The following is a 15,315-nucleotide window of genomic DNA, read 5'->3' on the forward strand; positions in this document are numbered from 1 at the left end:
AAAAGCCGTCCCCGCGGTAACGGGGACGGCGTTGCGGCAACCGTCTTACAGCTTCTTGAAGACGACGCCTTCCTTCATGACAAACTTGACCTGCTCGAGCTGCTTCACGTCGCGCAGCGGATCGCCTTCGACCGCGATGATGTCGGCGGCGAAGCCCGGTTCGATCGCGCCCAGGCGCTTGCCCTGGTCGAGCAGGGTGGCCGCGTGCAGCGTGGCGGCGCGGATCGCCTCGATCGGCGTCATGCCCGCTTCCACCATGTAGCCGAATTCCTTGGCGTTCTCGCCGTGCGGGAACACGCCGGCGTCGGTGCCGAAGGCGATCTTCACGCCGGCCTTATGGGCGCGCGCGAAGGTGGCCTGCAGCTGCGGGCCGATGGCGGCCGCCTTGGGGCGCACCAGGGCCGAATAATAGTTCGGGTCCTTGGCCTTGTCGGCGACATAGCGGCCGGCCGAGATGGTCGGCACGTACCAGCCGCCGGTCTTCTTGAACAGGCCGATGACCTCGTCGTCCATCAGGGTGCCGTGCTCGATCGAGTCGACGCCGGCGCGCAGCGCGCGCTTCATGCCCTCGGCGCCATGCGCGTGGGCCGCGACGCGGAAGCCGTAGTCCTTGGCGGTGCTGACCACGGCGCGCAGCTCGTCCTCGGTGTACTGCGAGTTCTGGCCGTTGGCGGCCTGGCTCAGCACCCCGCCGGTGGCGGTGATCTTGATCAGGTCCGCGCCTTCCTTGTAGCGCGCGCGCACGGCCTGGCGGGCTTCCTCCGGGCTGTCGACCACACCTTGTTCGGGCCCGGGCGTGCCGATCTTCTCGCTCAGGAAGTGCGACAGGTTGTTGGTCGGGTCGGCGTGGCCGCCGGTGGTGGCGATCGACTTCCCGGCGGTGAACATGCGCGGGCCCGGGATCTCGCCGGCATTAATGGCGCGCTTGAGCGAGACGTTCAGGCCGTCCGCCGCGCCCAGGTCGCGCACGGTGGTGAAGCCGGCCATCAGGGTGCGCTGCGCGAACTTCACCGAGCGGAAGGCCATGTCGGACGGATCGGCGGTGAGGCGGTCGCGGTAGGCGTCGACCACCGGCGCGGTTTCGCTGGTCAGGTGCACGTGCATGTCGATCAAGCCCGGCAGGCAGGCGTGGCGCGACAGGTCGATGGCGTCCGCGGCCTGGCTCATCGGGCCGACCGACTTGACGCTGCCGTTCTCGACCACGATGCCCACGTTCTCGCGCCAGGTTCCGCTCTTCACGTCGAGCAGGCGGCCGCAGTTGACGGTCTGGGTGGCGGCGCTGGCGCCGGTCGCAACAAGCAGCAGCCCTGCGGCCGCATACAGCTGTTTCATTGTCTCGCTCCTCTTCTCGTTATGAAAAAGGCCTCCCATCGCTGGAAGGCCTTCGGTGATGCAATCGATACGGGCTGCCTCAGCGCAGCGGCGCGATGGCCGGGTCCTTGGTCGGTTCGCCCAGGTCGCCTTCCCACTTCGCGACCACGGCGGTGGCGATGCCGTTGCCGATCACGTTGGTGGCCGAACGCGCCATGTCCAGGAAGTGGTCGATGCCCAGCAGGAGCAGCAGGCCCGCTTCCGGGATGTTGAACTGCGACAGGGTGGCGGCGATCACGACCAGCGAGGCGCGCGGCACGCCGGCCATGCCCTTCGAGGTCAGCATCAGCACCAGCATCATGGTCAGCTGGGTCGACAGCGACAGCTCGATGCCGTAGGCCTGGGCGATGAACACGGCCGCGAAGGTGCAGTACATCATCGAGCCGTCGAGATTGAACGAGTAGCCGATCGGCAGCACGAAGGCGGCTAGGCGGTTCTTGACGCCGAAGCGTTCCAGGCCTTCCAGGGTTTTCGGGAAGGCCGCTTCCGACGAGGCGGTCGAGAAGGCCAGCAGGGTCGGGCCGCGCAGCTCGGCGATCAGGCGCAGCACGCGCGGGCCGAGGAAGGCCATGCCGATCAGGATCAGCACGACCCACAGCAGCACGATGCCGAAGTAGAACTCGGCCATGAAGATGCCGTAGGTCGACAGCACGCCCAGGCCGCTCTTGGCGATGATGCCCGCCACCGCCGCCAGCACGGCGACCGGCGCGAAGTTCATCACATAACCGGTGACCTTCAGCATGATGTGGGCGACGCCGTCCACCGCGTCGATCAGCGGGGTGGCGCGGGCGCCGACGGCGGCGGCCGCGGTGCCGAAGAACAGCGAGAACACGACGATCTGCAGGATCTCGTTCTTGGCCATGCCGTCCACGATCGAGGATGGCACCAGGTGGGTGATGAATTCCTTCAGGGTCAGGCTGCTGGTGACGATGCCCGACGAGGTGCCGACCGCCGGCAGCGCGCCCGACACGGCCATGGCGTCGCCCGGACGGAACAGGTTTACCAGGACCAGGCCCAGCGACAGCGAGATGATGGAAGCGATGATGAACCAGCCCAGCGCCTTGACGCCGATGCGGCCCACTTCCTTGGCGTCGCCCATCTTGGCGATGCCGACCACCAGGGTCGAGAACACCAGCGGCGCGATGATCATCTTGATCAGGCGGAGGAACAGGGTGGTAATCAGCGACATCGCGTCGGAGAACGATTTCGCCTGCTCCGTGCTGACGTTGGCATTGACCAGGTAACCGACGACGATCCCGAGCACGAGGGCGATCAGGATGTAGGTGGTCAGGCGATTTCGATTGTTCATAAAACTTCCTGTCTTGTAGACCTGTGCACAGCCAGCGGCAACGGATGGCGCTGTCGCTGGCGGGTGAATCGGGCAAAATACCTGGCTTCCGAGGGACGAAACGGCCAGTGCGTTCTGATGGTTATGGCAAGTTTGGCAGTATCCTAGGGGCTGATAGTGCTGTCAAGCATGCTTACTGCTTGTGCAACAAGCACACAACAGGCGCACGACGGAGCGGGACGAATGGACGACAAATGATCGAAATCGAGCATGTCAGTAAGTGGTATGGCGCCTTCCAGGTGCTCAGCGACTGCAGCACGCAGGTCGCGCGCGGCGACGTGGTGGTGGTGTGCGGGCCATCCGGATCGGGCAAGTCGACCCTGATCAAGACCGTCAATGGCCTGGAACCCTTCCAGCAGGGTAGCGTGCGGGTCGACGGCATTTCCGTGGGCGATCCGAAGACCGACCTGCGCAAGCTGCGCGCCCACATCGGCATGGTGTTCCAGAACTTCGAGCTCTTTCCCCACCTGTCGGTACGCGAGAACCTGACGCTGGCCCAGGTCAAGGTGCTGGGCCGCGGCAAGGACGAAGCCAACCAGCGCGGGCTGGCCTATCTCGACCGCGTGGGCCTGCTGGCGCACCAGGACAAGTACCCGAACCAGCTCTCGGGCGGCCAGCAGCAGCGGGTGGCGATCGCGCGCGCCTTGTGCATGGACCCCAAGGCGATGCTGTTCGACGAACCGACCTCCGCCCTCGACCCGGAAATGGTGGGCGAGGTGCTCGAGGTGATGGTGGGGCTGGCGCAGGAAGGCATGACGATGATGGTCGTGACCCACGAGATGGGCTTCGCGCGCAAGGTGGCCGACCGCATCGTCTTCATGGATGGCGGCCATATTGTCGAGGACAGTCCCAAGGACGCGTTCTTCGATGCCCCGCGTTCGGAACGGGCGCGCGACTTCCTGGCCCGTATTATTCATTAGACAAGCCGGGGTGCGCAAAAGCGCAGCGGTGCGCCGCAGCCGCTGCGGGTAAAATGTCGGCATCCGCAATCCGAGAGCCGCCATGTCCACCATCGAAACCCCAGATTCCATCACCATCACCCGTCCCGACGACTGGCACCTGCACATCCGTGACGGCGCGGCGATGGCCAGCGTGCTGCCCCACAGCGCGCGCCAGTTCGGCCGCGCGATCATCATGCCGAACCTGAAACCGCCGGTCGTCACGACCGCCGAGGCGCTGGCCTACCGCGAACGCATCCTGGCCGCGATTCCCGAAGGCGTGCAGTTCGAGCCGCTGATGACCTTGTACCTGACCGACAACACCGATCCGGATGAGATCCGCCGCGCCCAGGACACCGGCTTCATCCACGCGGTCAAGCTCTACCCGGCCGGCGCCACCACCAACTCGGCGGCGGGCGTGACCGATCTCAGGAAATGCTACAAGACCCTGGAAGTCATGCAGGAAGTGGGCATGCCGCTGCTGGTGCACGGCGAGGTCACCGATCCCGAGATCGACATTTTCGACCGCGAAGCCGTGTTCATCGAGCGCGTGATGCGCCCGCTGCGCCGCGACATGCCGACCCTGAGCGTCGTGTTCGAGCACATCACCACCAAGGACGCGGCCCAGTACGTAGCCGAGGCCGAAGGCCCGATCGCGGCGACCATCACCGCCCACCACCTGCTGTACAACCGCAACGAGATCTTCCGTGGCGGCATCCGCCCGCACTACTACTGCCTGCCGGTGCTCAAGCGCGAGGAGCATCGCCTGGCGCTGGTGACGGCCGCCACCAGCGGCGACGAACGCTTCTTCCTCGGCACCGACTCGGCTCCGCATGCGGTGCACACCAAGTACGCCGCCTGCGGCTGCGCCGGCTGCTACACCGCGCTGCACGCGATGGAGATGTACACCGAAGCCTTCGCCCAGGCCGGCGCGCTCGACAAGCTCGAAGCCTTCGCCAGCCTGAACGGCCCGGCCTTCTATGGCCTGCCGCGCAACGAAGGCACCATCACGCTCAAGCGCGAAGCCTGGACCCTGCCGGAAACCGTGCCGATGGGCGAATACCAGCTGGTGCCGCTGAACGCCGGCGAAACCATCAACTGGAAGATGGTGTAACTCCTTCATGCTGGCGCAGATCGACTGGGCGCGGCCGTGGTACGACGCGGTGCGCCCGGCATTCGAACGCCTGGCGCTGGAAGGCGACGCGTTCATCGACGCCTTCAACCGCAATGCGCAGGCGCTGGACCTGCGCAACCACGCCGGCCTGCCGCTGCGCTTCGTGCCGCAGGCCGCGCTCCCCGAAGGCCGCGCCTACGAGGACTTCATCGGGGCGACCGGCCAGGTGCCCACGCGCGACAACCTGCACGACTTTTTCAACGGGCTGGTCTGGCAGACCTTCCCGCTCATCAAGCGCGAACTGAACGCCTTGCAGGCGGCCCAGATCGCGCAGGCCGGCGTCGGCAAGTCGCGCGGTCCCGCACGCGACGCCGCCACCATCTTCGACGAGAACGCTGCTCTGCTGGTGGTGCGCGACAATGAAGAAGGGCGCGCGCTGGTCGAGGACCTGCGCGGCCACCGCTGGCTGGAGGCGCTGTTCATCAAGCGCGCGCTGTTCGGTAGCCACGCGCAGGTCTGGCTGTTCGGCCACGCGCTGATGGAAAAGCTGGTGGCGCCGCGCAAGGCCATCACGGCGCATGTGCGCGTGGTGTTCGCCGATGACGCCTTCTTCTTGCTCGGCCATGATGCCCGCCGCGCCTGGCTGGACGAGCGTGTGGCGTCCCAGCTGGCCCGCGAAGGCTTGAGCACCGCCGCCTTCACGCCCTTGCAGGCGCTGGGTGTGCCGGGCTGGTGGCAGGGCCAGGACGCCGATTTTTATCTGGATACGACCGTATTCCGTGCCAAGCGGCCGGATCGACAAGGAGCAGGCAATGGCTGACGCAGTACGCTGGGGAATTCTTGGAACGGGCAAGATTGCCAAGGCCTTCGCCAATGCATTGAAGGACGTGCCGGACGCCGCGCTGGCCGCCGTTGCGTCGCGCAGCCTGGACAAGGCCCAGGCCTTCGCGCAGGAGTTCGGCGCCGCTGCCGCATTCGGCTCCTACGAGGAACTGGTGGCGGTGGAGGGCATCAACCTGGTGTATATCGGCACCCCCCACCCGCAACATGCGGACAACGCCCTGATGACCCTGCGCGCCGGCAAGGGCGTGCTGTGCGAGAAGCCCTTCACGATGAACTTGCGCGAAGCCGAGCAGGTGATCACCCTGGCGCGCTCGAAGCGCTTGTTCATGATGGAAGCCATGTGGACGCGCTACCTGCCGGCTTTCCTGGAGACCAGGCGCATCGTCGCATCGGGCGAGATCGGCAAGGTGAGCCAGGTGGTAGCCGACTTCGGCTTCACCGCGCACTTCGGGCCGGAGCACCGCGTGTTCAACCCCGAGCTGGGCGGCGGCGCGCTGCTCGACCTGGGCATCTACCCGCTGTCGGTCGCGGCGGCGCTGCTGGGGCCCGTGGAAGAGATCAAGGCCCAGGCTGTGAAAGGGCCGACCGGCGTGGACGTGCAGACCGGCTTCACGCTCAAGCATGCGGGCGGCGCGATGTCGGTGTGTAGTTGCTCCTTCCTGGCGCGCACACCCTGCGAGCTGACCGTGTCGGGCGAGAAGGGCAGCGTGCGCATGAACACCATGTTCCACCGCGCGAAGTCGGTCACGGTCACCCTTGACGACGGCAGTTCGCGCACCATCGACACGCCTTACCTGGGCAACGGCTACGTGCACGAGGTGATCGAGGCCCAGCGCTGCTGGCGCGAAGGGCTGATCGAAAGTCCGTCCATGACGATGGAGGAAACGCTGGCGCTGATGGGCGTGATGGACGAGATCCGGCGCCAGATCGGGCTGAGCTACAAGGCCGACCACCCACGCTAAAGGAGAGCAGGCATGCAGCTGACGAAGGCCACCCCGATCCTGCGCATCTTCGACGAACGCAAGGCGCGCGAGTTCTATGTCGATTTCCTCGGCTTCCAGGTCGACTGGGAGCATCGCTTCGAGCCGGACCTGCCGCTCTACCTGCAGGTGTCGCGCGGCGGTTTCGTGCTGCACCTGAGCGAGCACCATGGCGACTGCTGCCCGGGCGCGGCCATGCGCATCGACACCAGCGACATCGACGCCCTGCATGCCGAGCTGGCGGGCAAACGCTACGGCTATGCGCGGCCGCAGATCGAGGACATGCCCTGGGGTTCGCGCGACATGTCGGTCAAGGATCCATTCGGGAACCGGCTGACCTTCACGACTGCAATCAGCACTTGAACGGCTTGCAGGTGCCGGGACGCATCCGTAGGGTGGGCGGGTCTCCCGCCCACGCGGTGATAGTTGGCATAGGGAGGCTCGCGCTCCGGCCGATTACCGCAGGTTGAACGCGTGGGGCCCATACGATCCTCCCACGCTACGTCAGGCCTTGAGGAATTCCTCGCGTCCGCCCAGCCAGCGCGTCAGGTGGGCATCCACGATCGCCATGTGCTCCGGCGTCTCGTGCTGCAGCAGGTGCTGGGCCACGTCCCGCGCCCGCTCCACCAGCCACTGGTCGGTCTCCAGGTCGGCAAAGCGCAGCATCGCCTGTCCCGACTGGCGCGCGCCCAGGAATTCACCCGGGCCGCGGATCTCCAGGTCGCGCCGCGCGATCTCGAAGCCGTCGGTGGTCTCGCGCATGGTCATCAGGCGCTGCTTGGCCACCTGGCCCAGCGGGCTTTGGTACAGCAGCAGGCAGACCGAGGCGGCCGAACCCCGGCCCACGCGCCCGCGCAGCTGGTGCAGCTGCGACAGGCCGAAGCGCTCCGCATGTTCAATGACCATCAGCGAGGCGTTCGGCACGTCCACGCCCACCTCGATCACGGTGGTCGCCACCAGCACGTGCACCTCGCCGGCCGAGAAGGCGTCCATCACGGTTTGCTTCTCCAGCGGCTTCATGCGCCCGTGCACCAGGCCCACCTGCAGATCCGGCAGCGCCTCGGCCAGGGTCTCGTAGGTCTCGGTCGCGGTCTGCAGCTGCAGCGCCTCGGATTCCTCGATCAGCGGGCAGACCCAGTACACCTGCCGGCCTTCCAGGGCCGCCGCGTGCACGCGCTCGATCACCTCGTCGCGCCGGTTCTGGTCGATGGCGCGCGTGACGATGGGGCTGCGGCCCGGCGGCAGCTCGTCGATCACCGACACTTCGAGGTCGGCGTAATAGGTCATCGCCAGGGTGCGCGGGATTGGGGTGGCCGACATCATGAGCTGGTGCGGCACCAAGCCGTCGCTGCCCTTGTTGCGCAGGGTGAGGCGCTGGCCGACGCCGAAGCGGTGCTGCTCGTCGACGATCACCAGGCCCAGCTTCGCGAACTGCACCGTGTCCTGGATCAGGGCATGGGTTCCGATCACCAGGTGCGCCTCGCCCGACTCGATCAATTCGTTGGCGGCGGTCTTTTCCTTTTTCTTGAGGCTCCCGGTCAGCCAGGCGACCTTGACGCCGAGCGGCTCCATCCACGAGGCGATCTTGCGGAAGTGCTGTTCGGCCAGGATCTCGGTCGGCGCCATCAGGGCGGCCTGGTAGCCGCTGTCGATGGCCTGCGCGGCTGCCAGCGCCGACACCACCGTCTTGCCGCTGCCGACGTCGCCCTGCAGCAGGCGCTGCATGGGATAGCCTTCGCGCAGGTCGGCGCGGATTTCCTGTACCACGCGCTGCTGGGCGTTGGTGAGCTTGAAGGGCAGGGCCTGCAGGAAGGCTTCCGACAAGGCGCCGACCGCGCGCAAATGGGGGGCGCCTTTCTCGCGCCGCGCCTGCTGCGCGCGCTTCAGGGACAGCTGCTGGGCCAGCAGCTCGTCGAACTTCATGCGCTCCCAGGCCGGGTGCGAGCGTTCGATCAGGGCGTGTTCGTCGGCGTCCTTGGGCGGATAATGCAGCAGCTTGACCGCCGGCGCGAAGTCCATCAGGCGCAGACGCGCGCGGATCGCCTCGGGCACGGTGTCCAGCCAGTCGATGCGGCGCATGGCATCGGCGATGGCGCGCCGCAGGATGGTCTGGGACAGGCCTTCGCCCGACGGGTACACCGGCGTCAGCGAGGTGGGCAGCGGCGCGCCCTCGTTCACCACCTTATAGGTGGGATGGACCATCTCGGCCCCGAAGAAGCCGTGTTTGAGCTCGCCGCGCGCGCGTACCCGCACGCCCTCGGACAATTGCTTGACCTGGCTGCCGTAGAAATTCATGAAACGCAGCAGCAGGTCGCCCGAATCGTCCTGGATGGTCACCAGCAGCTGGCGGCGCGGCTTGTAGCTGATTTCATTTTTGACCACAAGGCCTTCGACCTGCCAGGTCTGCAGGCCGCGCATGCAGGCTTCGCGGATCGTGACGATCTTCGTCTCGTCCTCATAGCGCATCGGCAGGTGCAGCACCAGGTCCATGTCGGTGCGCAGCCCCAGCCGGGCTAGCTTGCTTTCGATGGTTTTCGGCGCGGATGTGGTTTTGGAAGCGGGCATATTGCGGCAATGTGGCGTTTGCTGGCGTAAAATAGAGGGTTCGCCGCACGCGCTGGAGCCCATATTGTAAAGCTGGCAGCGCCCATTTTCCCAGAATTGCACACAATGTACTCGCTTTCCGACTTCGACTTCGACCTGCCGCCCGAGCGCATCGCCCAGTTGCCCCTGCCGGACCGCAGCGCCTCGCGCCTGCTGCAGCTGGACGGCGACCAGATCCTTGACCGCCATTTCGCCGACATCCTTGGGGAGCTCCAGCCGGGCGACCTGCTGGTGATGAACAACACGCGCGTGCTCAAGGCGCGCTTCTTTGGCGTCAAGGAAACCGGCGGCCAGGTCGAGGTGCTGGTCGAGCGCGTGCTCGACAACCGCACCGTGCTGGCCCAGGTGCGCGCCTCCAAGTCGCCCAAGCCCGGCAACCGCATCCGCCTGGCCGACGCCTTCGACGTGACGACCGGCGAGCGCGCCGGCGAATTCTTCACCCTCCATTTCGAGGGCGACGTGTTCGACCTGATCGAGGCCCACGGCCGCCTGCCGCTGCCGCCCTACATCGAGCACACCGCCGACGAATTCGACGAGCAGCGCTACCAGACCGTGTACTCGAAAGAGCCGGGCGCCGTCGCCGCGCCTACCGCCGGTCTGCATTTCGACCAGCCGCTGCTGGACCGCCTGGCCGCCAAGGGCGTGAACATCGCCTACGTCACCCTGCACGTGGGCGCCGGCACCTTCCAGCCGGTACGGGTCGAGGATCTGTCCGAACACAAGATGCACACCGAGTGGTACACGATTCCCCAGGAGACCGTGGATGCGGTGCGCGCCGCCAGGGCGGCGGGCCGCGACGTGGTGGCGGTGGGCACGACCTCGCTGCGCGCCCTGGAATCGGCCTCGCAGTCGGGCCAGCTGGAAGCCGGCAGCGGCGACACCTCGCTCTTCATCACGCCGGGCTACACCTTCAAGACCGTGACCCGCCTGATCACCAACTTCCACCTGCCGAAGTCGACCCTCCTGATGCTGGTGTCGGCGTTCGCCGGCTACGCCGAGATCCGCAAGGCCTACGCCCACGCGATCGCCAACGAATACCGCTTCTTCAGCTATGGCGACGCCATGCTGCTGACGACGCAATCACGCTAAAGAAACCCGATGCTCGAATTTACGCTCCTGAAGAAAGACACCAGCGGCCTGTCGCACGCGCGCCGCGGCCGCCTGAAACTCAACCACGGCACCATCGAAACCCCGATCTTCATGCCGGTCGGGACCTACGGCTCGGTCAAGGCGATGTCGCCGATCGAGCTGAAGGAAGTGGGCTCGCAGATCATCCTGGGCAACACCTTCCACCTGTGGCTGCGCCCGGGCGTGGACGTGATGAACAAGTTCGGCGGCCTGCACAAGTTCATGAACTGGGACAAGCCGATCCTGACCGACTCGGGCGGCTTCCAGGTGTTCTCGCTGGGCGCGATGCGCAAGATCACGGAAGAGGGCGTGAAGTTCGCCTCGCCGATCGACGGCTCGCGCCAGTTCCTGTCGCCGGAAATCTCGATGCAGATCCAGCGCGCGCTGAACTCGGACATCGTGATGCAGTTCGACGAATGCACCCCGTATGAAATCGACGGCCGTCCGGCCACCGCGGAAGAAGCGGCCAAGTCGATGCGCATGTCGGTGCGCTGGGCCCAGCGCTCGATGAACGAGTTCAAGGGCGGCGAGAACCCGAACGCGCTGTTCGGCATCGTCCAGGGCGGCATGTACGAGCACCTGCGCGACGAGTCCTTGGCGGGGCTGGAAGATATTAATTTCCCGGGCCTGGCGATCGGCGGCCTGTCGGTGGGCGAGCCGAAGGAAGACATGAAGCGCATCCTGGCCCACGTCGGCCCGCGCCTGCCCGAGAACAAGCCGCACTACCTGATGGGCGTGGGTACGCCGGAAGACCTGGTGGAGGGCGTGGCCAACGGCGTCGACATGTTCGACTGCGTGATGCCGACCCGGAACGCGCGCAACGGCTGGCTGTTCACGCGCTTCGGCGACGTCAAGATCAAGAACGCGCGCTACAAGGACGACCAGGCGCCGCTGGACGAGAGCTGCGACTGCTACTGCTGCAAGAACTTCTCGCGCGCCTACCTGCACCACCTGCACCGCTCGAACGAGATCCTGGGGGCAAGGCTGAATACCATCCACAACCTGCATTTCTATTTGAAGATCATGCAGGAGATGCGGGATGCGATCGACGGGGACAGCTTCCATGCGTTCCGGCTGAAGTTCGCGGCGGATCGGGCAAGGGGTGTATAAGCTGCCGATCGCCAGCGTCTCCTTCATTCCCCAGCCCTAAAACCGTCATCCCGGCCTTCGCCGGGATGACGGTTTTCAGGCCAGCGGTAAGGGGCGCCTGCGTCTTTTCACCACCTCATCATTATTCTTCCGTCAATACTTGTAATTCTTAATTGCAAGTCCTACATACCTCCAGATTGGCCCGCGCCAGTAAGCCGGTGCTAGAATACACCGCTTATTTTTTTAACTTCACAATCGGAGTTCTTGTGTTCATTTCCAACGCGTACGCGCAAACTGCCACTGCCGCCGACCCTGGCATCATGGGCAGCCTGACTACCTTCCTGCCGCTAATCCTGATGTTCGTGGTCATGTATTTCCTCATGATCCGTCCTCAGCAGAAGCGCCAGCGCGAACTCAAGGCGATGATGGACGCGCTGACCAAGGGCGACGAAGTCGTGACCGCGGGCGGCATCGTGGGCCGCGTGAACAAGGTGACCGATGCCTACGTGACGATCGAAGTGGCAGCCGGCACCGAAATCGTGGTCCAGAAGAATGCGGTGACCACCCTGCTGCCGAAAGGCACCCTGAAAGCCCTGTAAGCCAGCCGTGCGGCAGCGCGCCGCACTGCTCAACATGAATGCCGGAACACTATGAACCGCTATCCCGTCTGGAAATACTTATTGATCGCCATCGCGCTGCTGCTGGGCGCGCTGTACACGGCGCCTAACTACTTCGGCGAATCGCCGGCGTTGCAGGTGACGTCGGGCCGGTCGACCATCAACGTCACCAGCGCCACCACTACCCTGGTCGAGGATGCGCTCAAGCGCGCCGGCATTCCCACCACCGCCACCAGCCTCGAAGGCAGCGGCCACAGCACTTCGGTGCGCGCTCGCTTCGCCGGCACCGACGAGCAGTTCAAGGCCAAGCTCGCCCTCGAGCGCGACCTGAACCGCGACCCGGCCAACCCCGATTACATCGTCACCGTCAACCTGGTGAAGAACACCCCGGTCTGGATGCAGAAGATCAACGCGCTGCCCATGAACCTGGGCCTGGACCTGCGCGGCGGCGTCCACTTCCTGCTGCAGGTCGATACCCGCGCCGTGCTCGACGCCAAGGTCAAGGGCATCCAGGCCGCCGTGCGCAACCAGCTGCGCGACAAGAACGTGCGCCACGCCGGTATCGAGCGCGTCGGCAACAACATCGAAGTGCGCTTCCGTGACGCCGAAACCCGCGTCGCCGCGCGCGATGTCCTGGCGCCCCAGACCGACCTGGCGCTGGCCGACGCCGCCGACGGCGCCGACCTCAAGCTCGTGGTCACCCTCAAGCCGGAAGCGCTCAAGCGCACCGTGGAAGAGGGCGTGAAGCAGAACATCGTCACCCTGTCCAAGCGTATCAACGAACTGGGCACCACCGAACCGATCATCCAGCAGCAGGGCGCCGACCGCATCGTGGTCCAGCTGCCGGGCGTGCAGGACGTGGCGCGCGCCAAGGACATCATCGGCCGCACCGCCACCCTCGAACTGCGCATGGTGGACAGCAGCGTGACCCCGGGCACCGAGCTGTCGGCCGCCATTCCGCTGAACTCGGAACTGTTCACCGAAGGCCGCGGCGCCCCGATCGTGGTGTCGAAGGACGTGATCCTGACCGGCGACTACATCTCCAGCGCCGTCGCCAGCTTCGACCAGAACCAGCAGCCTGCCGTGTCGCTCGACCTGAACGGCGACGGCGGCCGCATCATCCGCCAGGCAACCCGCGACAACGTCGGCAAGCGCATGGCCATCCTGCTGAAGGAAAAGGGCAAGTACAGCGTGCTGTCGGCCCCGACCATCCAGAGCGAACTGGGTTCGACCTTCCAGATCACCAACATGGGTACCTCGGAAGACGCCAACGAACTGGCGCTGCTGCTGCGCTCCGGCGCCCTGTCGGCCCCGATGGAATTCATCGAAGAGCGCGTGATCGGCCCGCAGCTGGGCGCCGAGAACATCGAGCGCGGCCTGCACTCGACCGTGTGGGGCTTCGTGGCGATCGCGATCTTCATGATCCTCTACTACCACCTGGTGGGCTTCTTCAGCGCGCTGGCGCTGGCGGCCAACGTGCTGTTCCTGCTGGCGATCCTGTCGATGATGCAGATCACCCTCACGCTTCCCGGCATCGCGGCGATTGCGCTGGCGCTGGGCATGGCGATCGACGCCAACGTGCTGATCAACGAGCGTATCCGCGAGGAGCTGCGCGCGGGCCAGCCGCCGCAAGCGGCGATTTCGGCCGGCTTCAAGCACGCCTGGGACACGATCTTCGACTCCAACGTCACCACCCTGATCGTCGGCCTGGCGCTGCTGGTGTTCGGTTCGGGCGCGGTGCGCGGCTTCGCCGTGGTGCACTGCCTGGGCATCCTGACCTCGATGTTCTCGGCGGTGTTCGTGGCGCGCGGTTTCGTCAACGGCTGGTACGGCCGCAAGAAGAAGCTGACCAAGATGTCGATCGGCACGGTGTGGGCGGAAGGCCTGACCTCGCCCAACAAGCAACAAGCTAATCAGGAATAACGATGGAATTTTTCAAGATCAAACGGGATATCCCGTTCATGCGCCACGCCCTGATCCTCAACGTGATCTCGGCGCTGACCTTCCTGGCGGCGGTGTTCTTCCTAGTGACCAAGGGCTTGCATTACTCGGTGGAGTTCACCGGCGGCACCGTGATGGAGCTGCGTTATCCGCACGCGGCCGACCAGGAGAAGATCCGCGGCACGCTGCGCGGCATCGGCTACGAAGCGCCTGAAGTGCAGAGCTTCGGCACCGCGCAGGACATCATGCTGCGCCTGCCGATCGTGCAGGGCACGCCGGCGGCCGGCACCTCGGCCAAGGTCTTCAACGCCGTCTGCGCGTCCGAACAGGGCACGACCAGGCAGTTCCAGACCACCGGCGCCAAGGGCGAGCAGGTCAGCCGCACCAGCTGCGTCGATGCGGCCGGCAAGGAACTGGTCAGCCTGCAGCGGGTGGAATTCGTCGGCCCGCAGGTGGGCGACGAACTGGCCCAGAACGGCCTGAACGCGCTGCTGATGGTGGTGATCGGCGTGGTGCTCTACCTCGCCATCCGCTTCGAATGGAAATTCGCGGTCGCGGCCATCCTGGCGAACCTGCACGACGTGGTCATCATCCTGGGCTTCTTCGCCTTCTTCCAGTGGGAGTTCTCGCTCACGGTGCTGGCGGCGATCCTGGCGGTGCTGGGCTACTCGGTCAACGAATCGGTCGTCATCTTCGACCGTATCCGCGAAATGTTCCGCAAGCAGCGCAAGATGTCGGTGACCCAGGTGATCGACCATGCGATCACCAGCACCATCTCGCGTACCATCATCACCCACGGTTCGACCCAGATGATGGTGCTGTCGATGCTGTTCTTCGGCGGCCACGCGCTGCACTACTTCGCCATCGCGCTGACCATCGGCATCTGCTTCGGCATCTATTCGTCGGTGTTCGTGGCGGCGGCGATCGCCATGTGGCTGGGCGTCAAGCGCGAAGACCTGATCAAGCCGGTCAAGGAAAAGGACGAGACCGACGGCGCCGTCGTGTAATCGGATTTCCACATGAAATGCCGCCTCGGGTCGACCGCGGCGGCATTTTTATTTTGTTAATTAGGTGCGATACCGCACAGAGACATTGTTAGCGCAATCTTATAGTGGACCCGTCTCTTTCAGGACATCCCTAGTTTTGGACTTTGCCCGCTCCACCAGAGTGGGCATTTTTTTTGCGCATGCGCTGTCGCAATGTGGGCAAGCAGGAACATTGAAAAAGATGAAAATAATCCCGCAGTGTGAAACACCGCACGGAGAAATAAAGAAGGGGATCCTATACTGAAGCTGTCTCTTTCAGGACATCCCTAGTTTTGGACTTCACCCGTTCCCTTTGG

At 65.2% G+C, this 15,315-nt stretch carries 13 protein-coding genes; 10 read left to right on the forward strand and 3 right to left on the reverse strand.

The window, feature by feature from the left end; genetic code table 11:
• Nucleotides 1-45: 45 nt before the first annotated feature.
• Complete coding sequence (locus tag KBW98_RS09840) at nucleotides 46-1,332, reverse strand: amidohydrolase family protein (RefSeq protein ID WP_211519951.1); 1,287 nt, start codon at nucleotides 1,330-1,332, stop codon at nucleotides 46-48.
• A 79-nt stretch (nucleotides 1,333-1,411) separates the two neighbouring features.
• On the reverse strand, nucleotides 1,412-2,680 hold the full coding sequence (locus tag KBW98_RS09845) for a dicarboxylate/amino acid:cation symporter (RefSeq protein WP_211519952.1): 1,269 nt from the start codon (nucleotides 2,678-2,680) through the stop codon (nucleotides 1,412-1,414).
• A 233-nt stretch (nucleotides 2,681-2,913) separates the two neighbouring features.
• Between KBW98_RS09845 and KBW98_RS09850 the strand changes: the two genes are divergently transcribed.
• The 5 genes from KBW98_RS09850 (at nucleotide 2,914) to KBW98_RS09870 (ending at nucleotide 6,957) form a co-directional block, all read left to right on the forward strand.
• Nucleotides 2,914-3,639 carry an amino acid ABC transporter ATP-binding protein gene (locus KBW98_RS09850; RefSeq protein ID WP_211519953.1) on the forward strand — a complete coding sequence of 242 codons (726 nt, stop codon included), beginning with the start codon at nucleotides 2,914-2,916 and terminating at the stop codon, nucleotides 3,637-3,639.
• Between the two features lie 82 nt (nucleotides 3,640-3,721).
• Nucleotides 3,722-4,771: a dihydroorotase gene (pyrC, locus tag KBW98_RS09855; RefSeq protein WP_211519954.1), complete on the forward strand. Its 1,050-nt coding sequence runs from the start codon at nucleotides 3,722-3,724 to the stop codon at nucleotides 4,769-4,771.
• 7 nt (nucleotides 4,772-4,778) lie between these two features.
• Nucleotides 4,779-5,591 (forward strand): DUF3025 domain-containing protein, encoded by an 813-nt coding sequence (locus KBW98_RS09860; protein ID WP_211519955.1) that lies wholly within the window; start codon nucleotides 4,779-4,781, stop codon nucleotides 5,589-5,591.
• Entirely contained in the window at nucleotides 5,584-6,576 is a 993-nt protein-coding gene (locus KBW98_RS09865; protein ID WP_211519956.1) for a Gfo/Idh/MocA family protein, read from the forward strand. The genes KBW98_RS09860 and KBW98_RS09865 overlap by 8 nt, the downstream gene beginning before the upstream one ends.
• A gap of 12 nt (nucleotides 6,577-6,588) precedes the next feature.
• Nucleotides 6,589-6,957, forward strand: coding sequence for a glyoxalase superfamily protein (locus KBW98_RS09870; protein WP_211519957.1), 369 nt, complete (start codon nucleotides 6,589-6,591; stop codon nucleotides 6,955-6,957).
• A gap of 141 nt (nucleotides 6,958-7,098) precedes the next feature.
• Here the strand turns inward: KBW98_RS09870 and recG are convergent, their stop codons facing one another.
• The gene (recG, locus tag KBW98_RS09875; protein WP_211519958.1) at nucleotides 7,099-9,159 is read right to left on the reverse strand and encodes an ATP-dependent DNA helicase RecG; all 2,061 of its coding nucleotides are present in this window, start codon (nucleotides 9,157-9,159) and stop codon (nucleotides 7,099-7,101) included.
• A gap of 105 nt (nucleotides 9,160-9,264) precedes the next feature.
• Here recG and queA point away from each other — a divergent pair, with 105 nt between their 5' ends.
• From queA to secF, 5 genes are all read left to right on the forward strand, one after another.
• Nucleotides 9,265-10,287, forward strand: a complete 1,023-nt coding sequence (queA, locus tag KBW98_RS09880; RefSeq protein ID WP_211519959.1) for a tRNA preQ1(34) S-adenosylmethionine ribosyltransferase-isomerase QueA — start codon at nucleotides 9,265-9,267, stop codon at nucleotides 10,285-10,287.
• Between the two features lie 9 nt (nucleotides 10,288-10,296).
• Nucleotides 10,297-11,436 (forward strand): tRNA guanosine(34) transglycosylase Tgt, encoded by a 1,140-nt coding sequence (gene tgt, locus KBW98_RS09885; protein WP_211519960.1) that lies wholly within the window; start codon nucleotides 10,297-10,299, stop codon nucleotides 11,434-11,436.
• A gap of 299 nt (nucleotides 11,437-11,735) precedes the next feature.
• Nucleotides 11,736-12,014: a preprotein translocase subunit YajC gene (gene yajC / locus KBW98_RS09890; protein WP_229429094.1), complete on the forward strand. Its 279-nt coding sequence runs from the start codon at nucleotides 11,736-11,738 to the stop codon at nucleotides 12,012-12,014.
• A gap of 51 nt (nucleotides 12,015-12,065) precedes the next feature.
• The gene (gene secD / locus KBW98_RS09895; protein ID WP_211519962.1) at nucleotides 12,066-13,955 is read left to right on the forward strand and encodes a protein translocase subunit SecD; all 1,890 of its coding nucleotides are present in this window, start codon (nucleotides 12,066-12,068) and stop codon (nucleotides 13,953-13,955) included.
• Between the two features lie 2 nt (nucleotides 13,956-13,957).
• Nucleotides 13,958-14,980: a protein translocase subunit SecF gene (secF, locus tag KBW98_RS09900; protein WP_211519963.1), complete on the forward strand. Its 1,023-nt coding sequence runs from the start codon at nucleotides 13,958-13,960 to the stop codon at nucleotides 14,978-14,980.
• Nucleotides 14,981-15,315 lie beyond the last annotated feature (335 nt).

This window comes from Massilia sp. ST3, from assembly GCF_018119405.1.
Lineage (GTDB): Bacteria > Pseudomonadota > Gammaproteobacteria > Burkholderiales > Burkholderiaceae_D > Telluria.

Excerpts from the sequence above, each read along its gene's own strand:
- KBW98_RS09840 (WP_211519951.1), bottom strand. The coding sequence starts at position 1,332 with ATGAAACAGCTGTATGCGGCCGCAGGGCTGCTGCTTGTTGCGACCGGC.
- KBW98_RS09845 (WP_211519952.1), bottom strand. The coding sequence starts at position 2,680 with ATGAACAATCGAAATCGCCTGACCACCTACATCCTGATCGCCCTCGTG.
- KBW98_RS09850 (WP_211519953.1), top strand. The coding sequence starts at position 2,914 with ATGATCGAAATCGAGCATGTCAGTAAGTGGTATGGCGCCTTCCAGGTG.
- pyrC (WP_211519954.1), top strand. The coding sequence starts at position 3,722 with ATGTCCACCATCGAAACCCCAGATTCCATCACCATCACCCGTCCCGAC.
- KBW98_RS09860 (WP_211519955.1), top strand. The coding sequence starts at position 4,779 with ATGCTGGCGCAGATCGACTGGGCGCGGCCGTGGTACGACGCGGTGCGC.
- KBW98_RS09865 (WP_211519956.1), top strand. The coding sequence starts at position 5,584 with ATGGCTGACGCAGTACGCTGGGGAATTCTTGGAACGGGCAAGATTGCC.
- KBW98_RS09870 (WP_211519957.1), top strand. The coding sequence starts at position 6,589 with ATGCAGCTGACGAAGGCCACCCCGATCCTGCGCATCTTCGACGAACGC.
- recG (WP_211519958.1), bottom strand. The coding sequence starts at position 9,159 with ATGCCCGCTTCCAAAACCACATCCGCGCCGAAAACCATCGAAAGCAAG.
- queA (WP_211519959.1), top strand. The coding sequence starts at position 9,265 with ATGTACTCGCTTTCCGACTTCGACTTCGACCTGCCGCCCGAGCGCATC.
- tgt (WP_211519960.1), top strand. The coding sequence starts at position 10,297 with ATGCTCGAATTTACGCTCCTGAAGAAAGACACCAGCGGCCTGTCGCAC.
- yajC (WP_229429094.1), top strand. The coding sequence starts at position 11,736 with ATGGGCAGCCTGACTACCTTCCTGCCGCTAATCCTGATGTTCGTGGTC.
- secD (WP_211519962.1), top strand. The coding sequence starts at position 12,066 with ATGAACCGCTATCCCGTCTGGAAATACTTATTGATCGCCATCGCGCTG.
- secF (WP_211519963.1), top strand. The coding sequence starts at position 13,958 with ATGGAATTTTTCAAGATCAAACGGGATATCCCGTTCATGCGCCACGCC.